Raw genomic sequence first — 16,087 nt, 5'->3', positions numbered from 1 at the left:
CCCGCGCGGTCACCCCTTAGCCCCGGGCGCCGGCGGGAGGGCCAGGCACAGGGCCTGGAGCGCCCCGGTGAAGGCGTGCTCCGGCGGGGTCCCGTAGCCGAGCACCAGGCCGTCCCGGGCGGGCAGCGGGCCGTCGGGGTAGCGGTAGGGGGCGAGGCCGTTGACGGCCAGACCCAGGCGGGCGGCGGCCCGGAGGGTCTCCGGCTCGGTGCCGGGCGGGAGTTCGAGGACGGCGTGCAGTCCGGCCGCGATGCCGGTGACCGTGATGTGCGGGGCGTGTGCGGCGAGGGTGGCGACGAGTTGGTCGCGACGGCGCCGGTATATCTGGCGGGTGCGGCGGAGGTGCCGGTCGTAGCCGCCGCTGGCGAGGAAGTCGGCGAAGGCGAGCTGTTCCAGGGCGCCGCACCACAGTTCGCGCGGGCCCTTGGCGGCGAGGAGGGCGTCGACGAGGTGGTCGGGGACCACCATCCAGCCGAGCCGGAGCGCGGGTGACAGGCTCTTGCTGAGCGAGCCGAGGTAGACCACGCGGTCCGGGTCGAGTCCCTGGAGGGCGCCGACCGGCTCGCGGTCGTAGCGGTACTCGCCGTCGTAGTCGTCCTCCAGCACCAGTCCGCCGGTGGTGCGCGCCCAGTCGATGACGGCGGCGCGGCGCTCGGGGTGGAGCGGGCCGCCGATGGGGAACTGGTGGGCCGGGGTGAGGAGTACGGCGGCCGCGCCGGTTGCGGGCAGTGCCAAGACCTCGGCCCCGTGGTCGTCGACCGGAAGCGGGACCAGGTCCCGGCCGGCGGCGGCGAGCAGCGAGCGGTGGAAGTCCAGGCCGTAGGACTCGACGGCCACCGGGCCGGGCAGCACCGACCCGAGCAGGGACAGCGCCTGGGCGACCCCGGTGCAGATGACGACCCGGTGGGGCGCGGTGCGTACGCCCCGGGCGCGGGCGAGGTACTCGGTGAGCTGGGTGCGCAGTTCGAGCCGGCCGCGCGGATCGCCCACACCGAAGGCGTCGTTGGGGGCGGCGGCCAGGGCACGGCGGGTGGCGGCCAACCAGGCGGCGCGGGGGAATTCCGCGGCGTCCGGGGAGGTGGGGGCCAGGTCGTGGGCGGGGCGCCGGGGCGGCGGCGCGGTGCGGTGGGTGCGCTGCGGCGGGAGCGGGATGCCGCGGCGGGCCACGCGGGTGCCGGAGCCCTGCCGTGCCGTCAGCCAGCCCTCGGCGACGAGTTCGCCGTAGGCGGCGCCGACGGTGTTCGGGGCGAGGTCGAGGTCCTTGGCGAGGCTGCGGTACGGGGGCAGCCGGGTGCCGGGGGCCAGCCGGCCGGAGCCGATCGCCTCGCGCAGCGCGCGCATCAGCCGGTCCCGTTTGGAGCCGGGGCCGCTCAACTCCAAGTACAGGTCGGCGCCTAGGGGCGCGACGGTCTCCTTGAGCGGCCGCTCCACCGCGCCCCCAACTGACCCGTCACCGCCCTCGCTACCGCCCCCCGTTCCCACTCCCACTCTCGCTCCCCCACACATTGCCCCAACGATCCACCCTGGAAATGCACCATACCGTGGGGCTAATCGCCGCCTACCGTTGGTGACATGACCACGAACGAGACAGCTCAGACAAACCAGTCCCATCAGTCAAGGGGAACGACCCGGGCGACCGCGACGGCCGACCCGGCCCAGCCGGTGCGGATACCCCAGCGCATGGACTTCCCCCGGGTCGCCCCGAAGGTCTTCAAGGCCGTGCTCGCCCTGGACACCGCGGCCCGCGAGGGCCTGGACCCGGCCCTGCTCGAACTGGTGCAGATCCGCGCCTCGCAGGTCAACGGGTGCGCGTACTGCATCGATTACCACGTCGGGGACGCCCGCCGGGCCGGCGAGCGCGAGGAGCGGATCGACCAGCTCAGCGCCTGGCACGACGCCAGCCTCTACACCGCGAAGGAGCGCGCCGCGCTGGCCCTCACCGAGGCGGTGACCCGGCTCCCGGAGGGCGTGCCGGACGCGGTGTACGACGAGGCCGCCCGCCACTTCGGGGAGGAGGAGCTGGCGCAGTTGATCGCGCTGATCTTCACGGTGAACACCTGGAACCGGATGAACGTCACCACGCGCCGGACGCCGGGCGCACCCTGAGCCCGCCGGCCCGCACCACCGGGGAGGGAACCGGTGGTGCGGGCGCCCGACGGGCCACGGTCGGAAAACGGCCTGCGGCGCCCGAACGGCCCGTGAATCATGGGGACATGCAGACGACCTCGACACATCTGGCGGTGCACCGCCTGGACCTGGGGTACTTCGTCCGGCCGGCGGTGGAGACCGGCGGCCCGGAGCCCCGCGTGGAGCCGGCCCTGGCCTACCTGGTGGAGCACGACCGGGGCCTGCTCCTCTTCGACACCGGCATCGGCGCCGCGGACCCGGCGACCGAGGCCCACTACCGTCCCCAACGCCGCCCGCTCCAGGCCGCGTTGACCGCCGCCGGCGCGTCGCTCGCCGAGATCTCACTCGTCGTCAACTGTCATCTGCACTTCGACCACTGCGGCGGCAACCCGCTGCTGGCCGGAAAGCCCATCGTGGTGCAGAAGGTCGAGCTGGCCACCGCGCGCCGGGGCGACTACACCATCGACGGGCTGATCGACTTCCCCGGGGCGCGCTACGAGGAGGTCGCCGGCGAGGCCGAGATCTGGCCGGGCGTCCGGGTCGTGCCGACGCCCGGCCACACCGACGGGCACCAGTCGCTGGTCCTCCGCGGCCCCAAGGGCACGGTCGTACTGGCCGGCCAGGCGCACGACTTCGCCTCGCACCACGCCAGCGCCGACCTGACCCGCCGGGCGGCCCGCGACGGCCTGGCGCCGCCGCTCCCCGCGTACCACCCCTGGCTCGACCGGCTCGCCGCGTTCGACCCGCGCCGGGTGTACTTCGCCCATGACGCCTCGGTCTGGGAGCCGCCGCGCACCCCGTAACCACGGGCGGCCACGGACCCGGCACGGAGACGCGCCCCACCCCTCCAGCCCCACCCACCCCACTCCCCCCCCGCCGATACTCTGCACCATGCCCACCAACACCACCGACCCCATCGACCCCACTCATCCCCACCGCCCCACCCCCAGCACCCTCATCCACCCCGTCCCCTACTACTCCCAGTGGGCCTCCCCGGAACTCGTCCCCGCGATCATCGCCGGCACCGTCGAGGCCGCCGAGGACCCCCGCTGGCCGGAATACGGCGCCGACAACCCCGAGGAATACGCCTGGTGGTCCTGGCGGTTGTGCGGGATGGCCTGCCTGCGGATGGCGCTCGCCTTCTGGCGACACCCGGTCCCCACCGCCATGGACCTCGCCACCGCATGCCTGGACGCCGGCGCCTACGTGCGCCACGAGGACGGCCTGCACGGCTTGATCTACGCGCCGTTCGCCTCCTATGTGGAGCGCCACTGGGGCCTGTTGGCGCAGTCCCGCCCCGAGCTCCCCCGGGAGGAGCTCCCCGCCCTGATCGGCGCCGGCCGGCTGGTGCTGCTCTCCGTCCACCCCGCCATCCGGGACGCCGACCCCGAACCGCCGCACCGGGGCGGCCACCTGGTCCTGGCCGTCGGCGTCACCCCGGACCACGTGGTGATCCACAACCCCTCCGGATTCCCCGGCCGTTCACAGGAGTTCGCCCACGTCGACTGGCCCACGCTGGACCGCGCATACGCCGGACGCGGGGTCGTCCTGGGGCTACGGGACTAGGCACGGCGCGGACTCCTCCACCCCGTCCGCCTCACCCCAACTCCGCACCCCCACAAGGAGACTGCGCGATCCGCAGGACAACCACCGCACCCCTAGTAATTGCTTGAGCAAGCAGTTACGTTACCTCCCTGATCGAACAGCGACCCGAACGACGGCACGAGGCGATACCCGACGGCCGCCCCGCCGCCGCGCCTGCGGGCGACGCGGAGGACGAACGCTGGTGCATGGCGGTGCGGTTGCTGGGCCGGGCGGAGAAGCACCTGGACGAGACGCTACAGCGCCGGCACGGCCTGCCGCTCTCGGAGTACCGGGCGCTGTGCGCGCTCAGCCGCCCGGACAGCGGCCCCGCGCTGCGGATGGGCGAACTGGCCGACCGGATCGGGCTGAAGGACAGCACGGTGACCCGCCTGGTCGGCCGGTTGGAGACCCAGGGGCTCGCCCGGCGGACCGCCGCCCCCGGTGACGGACGCGCGGTCGCCGCCGGCATCACCGAGGCCGGCCGGCAGCGCTACGCGCAGGCCACCCCGACCTATCGGGCGGCCCTCGGCGCGTCCCTGGAAGCTTCGACGGCCAACGTCCATCTCGCCGACCTCGCGGCGTGGGTGCGCACCGGCGAATCCGCCGCAGGAGGCACGCCCCACACAGCGGAGGCATCGGAAACATCGGAAGGGGCTCCGCAGTGACGGCTGCCGTGGAGCACTACGCGCGCCTGCTCGCCGAGCACTACACCTGGATGCTGGGCGGCGACCTCGACGCCGCGGCCGCCGGCCAGCGGACGCTCCTGCGGGACCTGGGCGTGCGCGCGGGCACGGACCCGAACGCCACCCTCGCCATCGACCTCGGCTGCGGCCCCGGCACCCAGCCCCTGGCGCTGGCCGGCCTCGGCTTCGCGCCGGTCGTGGCCGTGGACACCAGCGAACCCCTCCTCGCCGAGCTGACCGCGGCCCACGCCCGTGCCGGTGGCGCCCCGAACGCGATCCGCCCCCTGTGCCGGGACATCCGCGGCGCGCTCCCGGAGGCGGCGGCCCCGGCGTCGGTGGCGGCCATCGTGTGCATGGGCGACACCCTGCCCCACCTGCCCGCCAAGAGGGACGTCAGCGAGCTGCTCCGCGACGTGGCCCGCGCGCTCCGGCCGGGCGGTCACTCCGTCGCGACCTCGCGCGATCTGACGGCGGAACTGCACGGCACCGAGCGGTTCCTGCCGGTCCGTAGCACCGACGACCGCCTGCTGACCTGCTTCCTCGAATACGTCGACGACGACACGGTGCTGGTCCACGACCTGCTGCACACCCGCGCGGCGACCGGTTGGGAGCTGCGCACCAGCAGCTATCCGAAGCTGCGGCTGGCCGCGCGCTGGGTGGCCGACCAGTGCCGGGCCGCCGGCCTGGAGGCCCGGTACGACGAGGTCGGGCCGCGGGGGCTGGGCGTGCTGCACGCCGTCAAGCCGTGAGCCGACGTCCCCGGTGCCAGCGTCCCCTTACGGGGGATGGTCAACTCCTCGTGGTGTAACGGAAGATGGGGCGAGCGCGTGACACCGGGCGCCGCCACATGGTGCGGGGCCCCGCACCTGTCGTGTCGCGCGCCGGGCCGGGCGGTCGGGCGCGCCCGCCCCGCGCACCACGGTCACGCGAGGGAGGGCGACACGGGCATGCCGGACAGCGACGGCCCGCGGCGGTGGCATCGGCGCATCCCGTTCGGGGCGATCGGCCTGACCCTCGCGTTCACCGTCAGCATCGCCGGCATCGCCTGGGCGGTCGACCTCGACGAGACCGGCGTGGAGGTGGCGCCGCCCAGCACCGACACCCACCACCCGGCCGGCTCCCCCGCCCTCCCCCTCGCGCCCCGCCCGCGCTCCATCACCCCCGCCCCGCACGGCATGTGACGCGCCGTCGGGCCCGCTCCCGACGCGTTCCCCACCCGGCATATGACGCACCCGGCGCGCCGCCCGCGGCAGTTGACGCCGTCGTGGTACACGGCCCCGGCGCCCCGGCGCGGCGTGTCGTTCTGCCCGCACCCGTCCTGAACTATTGGGGCAAAAGGTACGTAGGCCCGCCCAGGCATCGGGCCCGCCGTCAGCCGCCGCAGCCATCGCAGCAGAACGAGGGCACGCCCCATGGAGATGCACAAGCCGACCGCACCCGCCGCCCCCAAGAACCCCGGGCTGAGACGCGACATCGGGCTCATCGGGCTGATCTGGACCTCGGAGGGGTCGATCATCGGGTCCGGTTGGCTGTTCGGGGCGCTGTTCGCGGCGCAGGCGGCGGGCACCGCGGCGCTGGTCTCCTGGGGCATCGGGGCCGTCGCCATCGTCATCCTGGCGTTCGTCCACGCCGAGCTGGGCGCCATGTACCCGGTCGCGGGCGGCACCGCGCGCTTCCCGCACTACGCGTTCGGCAGCGCCGCCGGCGCGTCCTTCGGCTGGTTCTCCTGGCTGCAGGCGGTCACCGTGGCACCGATCGAGGTCATGGCGTCGCTGAACTACCTCAGCGTGCACGCCCCCTGGGTCCAGACCGGCAAGAACCATCTGACCCCGGCCGGCTACGGACTCGCCGTCGCCTTCATGGCGTTCTTCATCCTCGTCAACTTCTTCGGCATCCGATGGCTGGCCCACACCAACAGCGTGGCGACCTGGTGGAAGCTGGCCGTGCCGGCACTCACCATCGTGGTGATGGGCTCCGCCGTCTTCCACCAGGACAACTTCGGCTACCAGGGCTTCGCGCCGTTCGGCGTCCGCGGCATGCTCTCCGCGATCAGCACCAGCGGCATCATCTTCGCCCTCCTCGGCTTCGAGCAGGCCGACCAGTTGGCGGGCGAGAGCCGCGATCCGGCCCGGGACATCCCGCGCGCGGTCCTCGGCTCGATCCTCATCGGCGTGCTGGTGTACGTCGCGCTGCAGGTGGTGTTCATCGGGGCGCTGCCGCACACCGCGTTCGCGCACGGCGGCTGGGCCAACCTCTCGTTCAGCGGCAAGGCCGGCCCGTTCGCCGGCCTCGCCACCACCATCGGCCTGGGCTGGCTGGCCACGCTCCTCTACATCGACGCGGTCATCTCGCCGTCCGGGACCGGCCTGATCTATGTGACGGCCACCTCTCGGATCTCCTACGGGCTGTCCCGCAACGGCTATGTCCCGGTGGTCTTCGAGCGCACCACCCGGCGCGGTGTGCCGTGGTTCGGGCTGCTGGTCGCCTTCGTCATCGGACTCGTGGTCTTCCTGCCGTTCCCCACCTGGCAGAAGCTGGTGGGCTTCGTGACCTCCGCGAGCGTGCTGATGTACGCCGGTGCCCCGCTCGCCTTCGGTTGCCTGCGCAAGCAGGACCCGGACCGGCCGCGCCCCTACCGGCTGCCCGGTGGCCTCTTCTGGGCCCCGGTGGCCTTCATCGTCGCCAACCTGATCATCTATTGGGCGGGTTGGGACACCCTGTGGCGCCTGGGCGTGGCGATCGTCCTGGGCTATCTGCTGCTCGGCGGCTCGGCGCTGCTCGGCCTCAACCCCAAGGCCCCGCACCTGGACTGGAAGCACGCGCAGTGGCTGCCGGTGTATCTGCTGGGCATGGGCGTGATCTCCTGGCAGGGCGGCTTCTGCAGCACCGGCCCGGCGTCCAGGGTCTCCTGCGGCGCGACCGACGCCCTTCCCCTGTGGTGGGACATCGCCCTCATCGCCGCGTTCAGCCTCGTCATCTACTACTGGGCGCAGGCGGTGCGACTGCCGGACGAGGAGACGCGGGAGTACATCGGCTCGGTGGAGGTAGTGACCGGGACGTGACCACCGGGAGCCCCAACCGGACGGCAGCCTTCCGCCGTCTCCCGCCGCGCGCCCAGAAAGTGCCCCTGGCGCGGCCCGCATTGGGCCCCTGGCGGGGTGGGGCGGGGTGTGCGGGTGGCGCGCCCGGTGGCGGCGGAGAAGGGTGGCCGGCGGCACCGACTCCGGCCGGCAGACGGCCGGTGGGCCGTCGCGCGCCGCCGGGACGACCTGGGCGTACGCCCCGCCCTCCCCTATCGTCACCGGCAACGACCGGACGGGGACCGGGACGAGGACGGACACCGTCACGGGCACGGGATCGGGATCGGGAGGGCGGATGGGCACGGTCGACGAGGCCGAGGAGCCTGGGCGGAACGCCCAGTTGGAGCGGCGGGTAGACCGGGTGGAGCGCAACATCCGGACGGTGGAGGACGTACTCGGGCTGCTCGACGGCCTGTTCGCGCCGGCGGCGGATCGCTGGACGGCGGGCGGCGCCTCCTGGTGGGACGGCTTCTACGCGGACCGCGGCCGGTCGGTACCGTTCTTCGTGGCGAAGCCGGACGAGAACCTCGTCTCGTACCTCGACCGCGGGTTGCTCACCGGCGGCCGCGCCCTGGACCTGGGCTGCGGACCGGGTCGCAATGCGCTGCACCTGGCCTCGTCGGGCTTCGAGGTGGACGCCGTGGACCTCTCGCCGGCCGCCCTCGCCTGGGCCGGGGAGCGCGCCCGCACCACCGGCGTCGCGGTCCGCTTCCACTGCGGGGACGCCTTCGCCAGCCCCACCGCACCGGACGGCACCCCGGTCGGCGAACTCGTCGGCCCCTACGACCTGATCTACGACTCCGGCTGCTTCCACCACCTGCCGCCGCACCGCCGCGTCAGCTATCTCGCCCTCCTGGACCGGGCGCTGGCCCCCGGCGGCCACTTCGGCCTGAGCTGCTTCGCGGCCGGCGCGATGGGCTCCGAACTCGCGGACGCCGACCTCTACCGCGGGTCCGGCCTGCACGGCGGCCTCGCGTACAGCCCCGAGTCGCTGCGCACGCTCTTCGCCGACCTGACCGAGGTCGAGCTCCGCCGGATGCACGACGAGCCGCCGGAATCCCCCCACTTCGGGGAGCCGTTCCTTTGGACGGCCCTCTTCCGCCGGGACGTCGCACCGTAGCCGGGCCGTGGTCACCCCACGGTCGTGCCACGGTCGCGAGATGCCAACACCCTGGAATTCACCGGGATTTACCCCTCATCGAGCCCGGCTTCCCGCCGCCCCGGGGAGCGCACGACGCGGCCACCCGCCGCCGAATACACCGACACACCGCATGCTTTCGTAGTTGCGCAAATAAGCGGAGTAGTGTCTGGCTGTCGTGGCTGCGTCCGGACAGGAGGCCAAGGTTGAGCGCCATCAGCTTTCCCGTGCGCGGGACCACCCGCGCCAAGTCGGTCTGGGGCAGAATCCTCGGCCGGGGATCCCTGGTCCGCCGGCTCGACTGGATGCTGTTCGGCGCGGCGTTCGCGCTCTCCGCGATCGGCGCGCTGCTGGTCTTCTCCGCGACCCGCGGCCGGATGGAACTCAACCAGGGCGACCCGTACTTCTTCGTGCTGCGGCACCTCATCAACACCGGCATCGGCCTCGCCCTGGGGGCGCTGACCCTCTGGTACGGCCACCGCCGCCTACGGGACACCGCGGCCATCCTCTACGTGGTGACGGTGCTGCTGGTGGCGCTGGTGCTGACGCCGGTCGGGGCGACCATCAACGGCTCCCGGCGGTGGATCGTGATCGGCGGCGGGATGTCCATCCAGCCCGCCGAGTTCGTCAAGGTCGCGATCATCATCGCGATGGCGGTGGCGCTCACTTCGCGGGTGGACGCCGGCGATCTCTCCCAGCCGGACCAACGGGGCATCATCCGGGCCCTCGCGCTGGGCGGGGTCCCGGCGGCGCTGATCATGCTCACCCCGGACCTGGGGCAGGTGCTGGGCATCGCGGCGATCGTGCTGTGCATGCTGATGGCCGCGGGCGCGCCGAAGCGGTGGGTGGTGGGCCTGCTGGGGATCGGCGTGGTCGGCTGCCTGGCGGTCTGGCAGTTCCATCTGCTGGACCAGTACCAGATCAACCGGTTCGCCGCGTTCGCCGATCCCGCGCTCGACCCCTCGGGCGTCGGCTACAACACCAGCCAGGCGCGGATCGCGATCGGCGCGGGCGGACTGACCGGCTCCGGGCTCTTCCGCGGGGCCCAGACCAACGGCCAGTTCGTGCCCGAGCAGCAGACCGACTTCGTCTTCTCAGTCGCCGGTGAGGAACTGGGCTTCATCGGCGCGAGCCTGATCATCGCCCTCATCGGGGTGGTGCTGTGGCGGGCCTGCCGCATCGCACGGCAGTGCCCCGACCTGTACGGCACGGTCGTCGCCACCGGCATCGTGGGCTGGATGGCCTTCCAGGCGTTCGAGAACATCGGGATGAACCTCGGCATCATGCCGGTCACGGGGCTGCCACTGCCCTTCGTCAGCTACGGCGGATCGTCGATGTTCGCGGGCTGGGTCGCGATCGGGCTGCTGCAGTCGATAAAGGCACAGCGGGTGATGTCGGCCTGAGCCGGCGCTGCCGCCGCGCCACGGCCCCGGCGGGTGGGGAACCCGCCGGGGCCGACCCGCGCCACCCGCTCCCCCGCGGCGGACGGCTACTTGGCCGCGAACAGGGCCCGAAGGTGGCTGCCGTTGGCGACCACGAGAACGCCGAGCAGCGCGAGCCCGCAGACGCCCTGCTCCAGCTTCAGCCACAGCGGGAACGGACCGGGGACCGCGACGATGACGGCTATCGCCACCACCATCACCGCGGAGACGATCCGCAGCCTGCGGTAGGCGCCCCGGGAACCGCGGGCCGCCCGGACGACGAGGGCGAACGACAGCAGGGCGCTGGCGACGACGATGCTGACCCGGACCCAGACCGCGTCGTTGACGACGGTCGCATCGCCGTGGAGCACGAAGAGGGCCACGAGGGTGAGCACGCTGAGCGCGAGGTAGCCGCCGATCAGCAGCTTCATTCCGTGCAGGGCCTTGCGACTGCGCGGTTCCCACAGCGCTTCGGCGGGAACCGCGGCGGGGCGCGGGCTCCGGGCGTTCATGATGGTCGTCCCTTCTGCTTCCTCGGAGGGGCGACCGCGCCCCTCCGAACGGTCCCCACCAGCATCTCGGCACCCCGCCGGCCGTTCATCGACCGCTCGGACGACTCCCAACCCCCGTTGTCTCAGGGCCCGGTGAGGACCATCCCCTACGGGCGCCCCCGTCGCGTCTCGGGGTTACCTCCTAGGGGCCGAGGAGGGCCCGGCCGCCACCCGCCGGCCCTCCGACCGCGGTTCGTACCGGATCACGGCCGACCGCCCCGCCCCGGCCCGGGCCGGTCGTCCTTCCCCACCCGGGACTTTCGCCACCTCGCCCGGTGCCGTTCGGCGCTGTTGAAGCGGGCCGCGGACGAGCACGAACGGCCTGGTGGGAGCGCGTTCCGGGCGGTCCCGGGGCGGTTTCGGGGAGCAGATTTGCCCCGGGCCGGGGGCGGTGTGCGACAGTTGGCCCCTCCGGTCGACCGGGCGTTTCGCCATGGGCGGCGACGGTCGCCGGATTTCTCGATATCCCCCATCTCAGAACGACGGCTCCGGCATGTGCCCTGCGCGCATCCGGCCCGCCCACCTGCCCACCCCCGAGCGATTCCTTCCCAGAGAGCGATGCAGGCGACGACCCTTCTTCCCCGGAACCCGGATCTGTTCACCCAGGGCCTGGAGCGGCAGTCCGGCGCCGCGCTGCTGCGCTTCGGCGCCGCGCGGCCGCGGCCGGCCGGTCGGATCAATTGGTCCGGTGACGGTGCGGTGGCGTGGCTCGACGAGCCGCGCGGCCATGTGTGGAGCGTCGGCGAACCGGCCGCCGCGGCCGGCCTCGTCCTCCGCGCGGCCCATCAACTCCCCGACACGGTGCGGGAGTTCACCGGACCGCGGGGCGTCGAAGAGCTGCTCGGCCGACACCTGCCGGTGACCGACCGGATCCCCTGGGTCTTCCGGTGGACGCTCGACGAGCCGCCGGTCCACCCGGCGGAGGGGCGGGTGGTCATGCTCGACGGGACGCACCACGACGAGCTGCTCGCCTTCCTCAACGTGCACAGCCCGGACCACTCGACGGGGCCCGGCTCCGCGGACGTCAGCCTCTGGGTCGGGATCCGCGGCGCGGACGGGCGCCTGGTGGCCTGCGGCGCCCTGAGCAGCCTGCGGGACAACGGCGCCCCGTTGATGGCGTCGGTCGCCACCGACGCGGCCGAGCGCGGCCAGGGCCTCGGCGCGGCCCTGACCTCGTGGCTGACCCGGTACGCGGTCCGCCGCCACGGCTTCTGCACCCTGTGGCAGTTGGCCGACAACGCCCCCGCCGAGCGGCTCTACACCCGCCTCGGCTACCACAACGAGGACCCCTGCGTGGCCGCACGGCTCATCGGCCACTGACCACCCGTCTCACGGGGCCGTCACCGCCCGCTCAGTGGGCGGTGACCGCCGGGGTGGGTCCGCGGTGGTGCAGCCGGTGCCGGAGGCGGCCCCGCAGCCGGCCGGCGCGGCGGCCGGTGGTCTCCGGCCGGAGCGGCGGGCAGGCGTCGGTCAGGAAGAACGCGTAGGCCAGGACCTGGAGCACCCAGCGGTCGAACGCGATCAGGGTGGTGAACTGGCGCCGCGGGTAGTGCCCGGTCCACAGCAGCACGGCGGCGGGCGAGGTGAGGACCAGGACCACCACGGCGGCCAGTGCCAGCAGGGCCGACAGCCCGCCGACCCACCACACCAGCCGGAACGCGAGGCCGAAGAGCACCAGCCCGACGAGTTGCGGGAGCGCCCGCAGCCGTGACACCAGGAGCGCCGGCCCACGGGGCAGCCGTTCCGGGCGGTCGATATGGAGGCGTGCCGGGTAGTCGGGCACGGCCCCCAGGCTGAAGGGCGGGTAGCGGTCGGTGGCCAGCGCCCCGTAGGAGTAGAAGACCACCCGCCAGGCCCAGCGGAGCGCGCCGGTGGTGAAGGCGAACAGCACCCGCGGGTAGCGCCCGGTGACGAGCAGCACCGGCAGCGCCAGGGCGGTGGCGAGCAGGAAGCCGAGCGCCAAGACGGTCAGCAGGACGTGGTGCGGCGCCAGGAGCAGCCATTTCACCGCCCAGAGCCAGCGCGACAGCGGTTCGTCCAACTCCGCCTCCACGCGGACCGGACGGTACTCCGTCGTCATCGTCGCCATGGCCGTGCGTCCCTTCCGTCACGGTGCCCGGCACAGCCGGAGGCCCCGAGGGCGCTCCTCCCTCCAGCGTGACCGACCCCGGCCCATTTGGACAGGCCCTTCGGGCGGCCCGCGCACGGCGAGCGCACGACCGACCGCGCCCCGGCCCACCCCTACGGGCCGGGGGCGCGACCCGGAGGTCAGTCGCGGACCGTCTGCTCCGGGATGGCCGGGCGGACGGACTGCTTGGGCTCCGCGCCGTGGGCGAAGCCGCTCGCGTCATCGGCGTCGCGGTGCGGGTGCTGCTGGGCCTGGAGCCGCGGCAGGACCCGGCGGAGGTCTTCGAGGAACAGGTCGCCCAGGTCGTGCCCGAAGCCGTTGCGGACGACGACGCGCAGGGCGGCCAGGTCGGTGCGGTTGGCGGGGAAGGTGTAGGCCGGTACCTGCCAGCCGCGTTCCCGGAGGGCGGCGGAGACGTCGAAGACGGTGAAGTTGGTGATGTCGTCGCTGACGCGGAAGGCGAAGACGGGGAGTTCGCTGCCGTCGGTGAGGAGGGTGAACGGGCCCATCTCGGCGATCTCGGCGGCGACCCGGGTGGCCACGTCCCGGCTGGTCTGCTGGACGGCGCGGTAGCCCTCGAAGCCCAGGCGCAGGAAGTTGTAGTACTGGGCGATGACTTGGGCGCCGGGCCGGGAGAAGTTCAGCGCGAAGGTCGGCATGTCGCCGCCGAGGTAGTTGACGTGGAAGATCAGGTCCTCGGGGAGGGCGTCGGCGTCCCGCCACAGCGCCCAGCCGACACCGGGCATCACCAGGCCGTACTTGTGGCCGGAGGTGTTGATGGAGGCGACCCGCGGGAGCCGGAAGTCCCAGACCAGCTCGGGGTCGAGGAACGGGGCGATCATCGCGCCGGAGGCGCCGTCCACGTGCACCGGCACGTCGATGCCGGTCCGCTCCTGGAAGTCGTCGAGGGCCGCGGCGAGCTCGGCGACCGGCTCGTAGGCGCCGTCGAAGGTGGAGCCGAGGACCGCGACGACGCCGATGGTGTTCTCGTCGCAGAGCTTGACGGCCTCCTCCGGGGAGATGATGAAGCGGTCGCCCTCCATGGGGACGTAGCGCGGCTCGACCTCCCAGTAGTTGGCGAACTTCTCCCAGCAGATCTGGACGTTGATGCCCATGACCATGTTGGGGCGCTCGGTGGACTTGCCCTCGGCGCGCCGGCGCTGCTGCCAGCGGCGCTTGAGCGCCAGCCCGGCGAGCATCGCCGCCTCGCTGGAGCCGGTGGTGGAACAGCCCACCGCGGCATGGGAGTCGGGGGCGTGCCACAGGTCGGCGAGCATGTGCACGCAGCGCGACTCGATCTCGGCGGTCTGCGGGTACTCGTCCTTGTCGATCATGTTCTTCTCGGCGCACTCGGCCATCAGCCGCTGGGCCTGCGGCTCGGCCCAGGTGCTGACGAACGTGGCGAGGTTCAGCCGGGCGTTGCCGTCCAACATCAGCTCGTCGTGGACGATCTGGTACGCGGTGTCCGGCTCCATGCCGTCGGCCGGCAGCTCGTACCGGGGGACGTGGAGCGGCTGCCGGCTGAAGACCGGGTTGACGGTGAGATTGCGGCTGGCGTCGCGGTGCTGGTGCGGGCGCTTCAGTGGCATGGAGCGTGTCCTTCTCTGGTACGTGCCGGACCGTGCGGCGGACGGTCCGGTCGACCCTCCCGCCCGGCCGGGCCGTTCCACGCGGCGGCCAGGTTAACGGCTGTCTCTGTGCGGGGGGCGTGGGGTGGCGATATCGGGGCGCATGAGGAGGGCGCTTCCGGACGGATGCGCGTTCCGGGCGGAAACGCACCCTCACTCGCACCCGCCGTGACCGCCGCCCTACGGACCGGAATCGCGCCGTCCGGGCCAACTCCCCCGCTCGGCGCGCGTGATCGGCCCGGAACTGCTGTGCTGGTGGAAGGAGGCCGTTGCACCGTTGCCCCAGCGCGCAACAGGGCCGGCAGGTGGCCGGGCCGACGGCACGCGGCAGGCACGCAGGGAAGCCGGGGCGGCACCGCCCCGGAGCGAGAACGGCCGGAACGCGGCGCGGCGGCACGCGACGTGGGTCCACGGCACCCGGGATCCACCGCGCCGCGCGCCCGCGCCGGCAGTGGGCAGGCGGGAGAGATCCAGATGAGCAGTTACCGAGTCGCGCAGGTCGGCGCCGTCGGCGCGCCCTTCGAGATCGTCGAGCGTGAGGTGCAGCGGCCGGGACCGGGGCACGTCCGGATCGACGTGGACGCCTGCGGGATCTGTCACAGCGATGCGATGTTCGTCGGCGGCGCGCTGCCGGGCGTCCGGTTCCCGCTGGTCACCGGCCATGAGATCGCCGGGCGGATCACGGAGGTCGGCGAGCACACGGACAGCCGGTGGAAGGTCGGGGACCGGGTCGCGGTGGGCTGGTTCGGCGGTAGCTGCCACCACTGCACGCCCTGCCGGGAGGGCGACTTCGTCGTGTGCGAGCAACTGAAGGTGCCGGGCTGGGCCTACGACGGCGGGTTCGGCGCGACGGTGATCGCACCGGCCGACGCGCTGGCCCGGATACCCGACGGGCTGGCGGCGGCCGACGCCGGACCGATGGCCTGCGCGGGCGTGACCACGTACAACGGGCTGCGGCGCAGCGCGGCCCGGCCGGGCGATCTGGTCGCCGTGCTGGGCCTCGGCGGCCTGGGGCACCTCGGTGTGCAGTTCGCGGCCGCGATGGGCTTCGAGACGGTGGCGATCGCCCGCGGCGCCGACAAGGCGGACTTCGCCAAGCAACTCGGCGCGCACCACTACGTCGACAGCACCGCGGGCACCCCCGTCGCGGAGGCGCTCCAATCCCTCGGCGGCGCCCGGGTGGTGCTGGCCACGGCCGCCAACTCCGCCGCCATCTCCGCGACCGTGGACGGCCTGACGCACCGCGGCGAACTGGTGGTCATCGGCGCGGACGTCGAACCGCTGGCCATCACCCCGACCCAACTCCTCATGCAGGCCCGGGTCGTCCGCGGCCACCCGTCGGGCACCGCCCAGGACGTCCAGGACACCATGGAGTTCTGCGTTCTCCAGGGCATCCGCCCGATGATCGAGACGATGCCGCTGGACCACGCCAACGAGGCGTACGGCAAGATGCTCGCCGGGACGGCCCGGTTCCGGATGGTGCTCACGCACACGGAGGCCGGCCGCACGCGCTGAGGCGGAGAACGGCCGCGTCGGGGGCCGTGACGCGGGGGCCGCCGTGGCGAACGCGCCGGTCCGCGAGTTGTTCCCCGGCCTCGGATGGCGCGCCCCGGCGCACGACGCCCCTCAGCCCAACTCCCACCAGCCGCCGCCCGAGCTCCTGCCGCTCGGGCGGCGGCGTCATGGTCGCCCGTAGCCGCCTCTGGCCACCGCGAACGCGGCATCCGCACGACATGGCGCCACCGTT

The 16,087-nt window shown here is 73.4% G+C and carries 15 protein-coding genes; 11 read left to right on the top strand and 4 right to left on the bottom strand.

Annotated elements, in window-relative coordinates; genetic code table 11:
* Positions 1 to 9: 9 nt before the first annotated feature.
* Positions 10 to 1,341, bottom strand: coding sequence for a MocR-like pyridoxine biosynthesis transcription factor PdxR (gene pdxR / locus PV796_RS33980; RefSeq protein WP_446750706.1), 1,332 nt, complete (start codon positions 1,339 to 1,341; stop codon positions 10 to 12).
* A 339-nt stretch (positions 1,342 to 1,680) separates the two neighbouring features.
* Here pdxR and PV796_RS33975 point away from each other — a divergent pair, with 339 nt between their 5' ends.
* The 9 genes from PV796_RS33975 to rodA all read left to right on the top strand — a co-directional run bounded on the left by PV796_RS33975 (position 1,681) and on the right by rodA (position 10,015).
* Positions 1,681 to 2,106: a carboxymuconolactone decarboxylase family protein gene (locus tag PV796_RS33975; RefSeq protein ID WP_274919347.1), complete on the top strand. Its 426-nt coding sequence runs from the start codon at positions 1,681 to 1,683 to the stop codon at positions 2,104 to 2,106.
* A gap of 107 nt (positions 2,107 to 2,213) precedes the next feature.
* The gene (locus tag PV796_RS33970) at positions 2,214 to 2,930 is read left to right on the top strand and encodes an N-acyl homoserine lactonase family protein (RefSeq protein ID WP_274917564.1); all 717 of its coding nucleotides are present in this window, start codon (positions 2,214 to 2,216) and stop codon (positions 2,928 to 2,930) included.
* 88 nt (positions 2,931 to 3,018) lie between these two features.
* Positions 3,019 to 3,693 carry a C39 family peptidase gene (locus PV796_RS33965; protein ID WP_274917562.1) on the top strand — a complete coding sequence of 225 codons (675 nt, stop codon included), beginning with the start codon at positions 3,019 to 3,021 and terminating at the stop codon, positions 3,691 to 3,693.
* 224 nt (positions 3,694 to 3,917) lie between these two features.
* On the top strand, positions 3,918 to 4,376 hold the full coding sequence (locus PV796_RS33960) for a MarR family winged helix-turn-helix transcriptional regulator (RefSeq protein ID WP_274917561.1): 459 nt from the start codon (positions 3,918 to 3,920) through the stop codon (positions 4,374 to 4,376).
* The gene (locus PV796_RS33955) at positions 4,373 to 5,143 is read left to right on the top strand and encodes a class I SAM-dependent methyltransferase (RefSeq protein WP_274917560.1); all 771 of its coding nucleotides are present in this window, start codon (positions 4,373 to 4,375) and stop codon (positions 5,141 to 5,143) included. The genes PV796_RS33960 and PV796_RS33955 overlap by 4 nt, the downstream gene beginning before the upstream one ends.
* Positions 5,144 to 5,341: 198 nt before the next feature.
* Entirely contained in the window at positions 5,342 to 5,575 is a 234-nt protein-coding gene (locus PV796_RS33950; RefSeq protein WP_274917558.1) for a hypothetical protein, read from the top strand.
* Between the two features lie 231 nt (positions 5,576 to 5,806).
* Entirely contained in the window at positions 5,807 to 7,456 is a 1,650-nt protein-coding gene (locus tag PV796_RS33945) for an APC family permease (protein ID WP_274917556.1), read from the top strand.
* 379 nt (positions 7,457 to 7,835) lie between these two features.
* Complete coding sequence (locus PV796_RS33940; RefSeq protein WP_274919346.1) at positions 7,836 to 8,594, top strand: class I SAM-dependent methyltransferase; 759 nt, start codon at positions 7,836 to 7,838, stop codon at positions 8,592 to 8,594.
* 224 nt (positions 8,595 to 8,818) lie between these two features.
* Positions 8,819 to 10,015, top strand: a complete 1,197-nt coding sequence (gene rodA, locus PV796_RS33935; RefSeq protein WP_274917554.1) for a rod shape-determining protein RodA — start codon at positions 8,819 to 8,821, stop codon at positions 10,013 to 10,015.
* 86 nt (positions 10,016 to 10,101) lie between these two features.
* On the opposite strand, the gene PV796_RS33930 is transcribed toward rodA, so the two are convergent.
* On the bottom strand, positions 10,102 to 10,545 hold the full coding sequence (locus tag PV796_RS33930) for a hypothetical protein (protein WP_274917552.1): 444 nt from the start codon (positions 10,543 to 10,545) through the stop codon (positions 10,102 to 10,104).
* Positions 10,546 to 11,142: 597 nt separating this feature from the next.
* Here PV796_RS33930 and PV796_RS33925 point away from each other — a divergent pair.
* Positions 11,143 to 11,904 carry a GNAT family N-acetyltransferase gene (locus PV796_RS33925; protein WP_274917551.1) on the top strand — a complete coding sequence of 254 codons (762 nt, stop codon included), beginning with the start codon at positions 11,143 to 11,145 and terminating at the stop codon, positions 11,902 to 11,904.
* A 31-nt stretch (positions 11,905 to 11,935) separates the two neighbouring features.
* On the opposite strand, the gene PV796_RS33920 is transcribed toward PV796_RS33925, so the two are convergent.
* Entirely contained in the window at positions 11,936 to 12,673 is a 738-nt protein-coding gene (locus PV796_RS33920; protein WP_274917550.1) for a DUF4389 domain-containing protein, read from the bottom strand.
* A 179-nt stretch (positions 12,674 to 12,852) separates the two neighbouring features.
* Complete coding sequence (locus PV796_RS33915; protein WP_274917549.1) at positions 12,853 to 14,301, bottom strand: glutamate decarboxylase; 1,449 nt, start codon at positions 14,299 to 14,301, stop codon at positions 12,853 to 12,855.
* Between the two features lie 513 nt (positions 14,302 to 14,814).
* Here PV796_RS33915 and PV796_RS33910 point away from each other — a divergent pair.
* The gene (locus PV796_RS33910; RefSeq protein ID WP_274917548.1) at positions 14,815 to 15,855 is read left to right on the top strand and encodes an alcohol dehydrogenase catalytic domain-containing protein; all 1,041 of its coding nucleotides are present in this window, start codon (positions 14,815 to 14,817) and stop codon (positions 15,853 to 15,855) included.
* The last annotated feature ends 232 nt before the right edge of the window (positions 15,856 to 16,087 follow it).

It is taken from the genome of Streptomyces sp. WZ-12, from assembly GCF_028898845.1.
In the GTDB taxonomy this organism is placed as follows: Bacteria; Actinomycetota; Actinomycetes; order Streptomycetales; family Streptomycetaceae; genus Streptomyces.
Note: the sequence above shows the minus strand (reverse complement) of the source record. Positions and strands in the feature narration are given on the sequence as shown.

Bases quoted from the DNA above. Each gene is read 5' to 3' on its own strand.
- pdxR (WP_446750706.1), bottom strand. From the start codon at position 1,341: ATGCGCGCGCTGCGCGAGGCGATCGGCTCCGGCCGGCTGGCCCCCGGC.
- PV796_RS33975 (WP_274919347.1), top strand. From the start codon at position 1,681: ATGGACTTCCCCCGGGTCGCCCCGAAGGTCTTCAAGGCCGTGCTCGCC.
- PV796_RS33970 (WP_274917564.1), top strand. From the start codon at position 2,214: ATGCAGACGACCTCGACACATCTGGCGGTGCACCGCCTGGACCTGGGG.
- PV796_RS33965 (WP_274917562.1), top strand. From the start codon at position 3,019: ATGCCCACCAACACCACCGACCCCATCGACCCCACTCATCCCCACCGC.
- PV796_RS33960 (WP_274917561.1), top strand. From the start codon at position 3,918: ATGGCGGTGCGGTTGCTGGGCCGGGCGGAGAAGCACCTGGACGAGACG.
- PV796_RS33950 (WP_274917558.1), top strand. From the start codon at position 5,342: ATGCCGGACAGCGACGGCCCGCGGCGGTGGCATCGGCGCATCCCGTTC.
- PV796_RS33945 (WP_274917556.1), top strand. From the start codon at position 5,807: ATGGAGATGCACAAGCCGACCGCACCCGCCGCCCCCAAGAACCCCGGG.
- PV796_RS33930 (WP_274917552.1), bottom strand. From the start codon at position 10,545: ATGAACGCCCGGAGCCCGCGCCCCGCCGCGGTTCCCGCCGAAGCGCTG.
- PV796_RS33925 (WP_274917551.1), top strand. From the start codon at position 11,143: ATGCAGGCGACGACCCTTCTTCCCCGGAACCCGGATCTGTTCACCCAG.
- PV796_RS33920 (WP_274917550.1), bottom strand. From the start codon at position 12,673: ATGGCGACGATGACGACGGAGTACCGTCCGGTCCGCGTGGAGGCGGAG.
- PV796_RS33915 (WP_274917549.1), bottom strand. From the start codon at position 14,301: ATGCCACTGAAGCGCCCGCACCAGCACCGCGACGCCAGCCGCAATCTC.
- PV796_RS33910 (WP_274917548.1), top strand. From the start codon at position 14,815: ATGAGCAGTTACCGAGTCGCGCAGGTCGGCGCCGTCGGCGCGCCCTTC.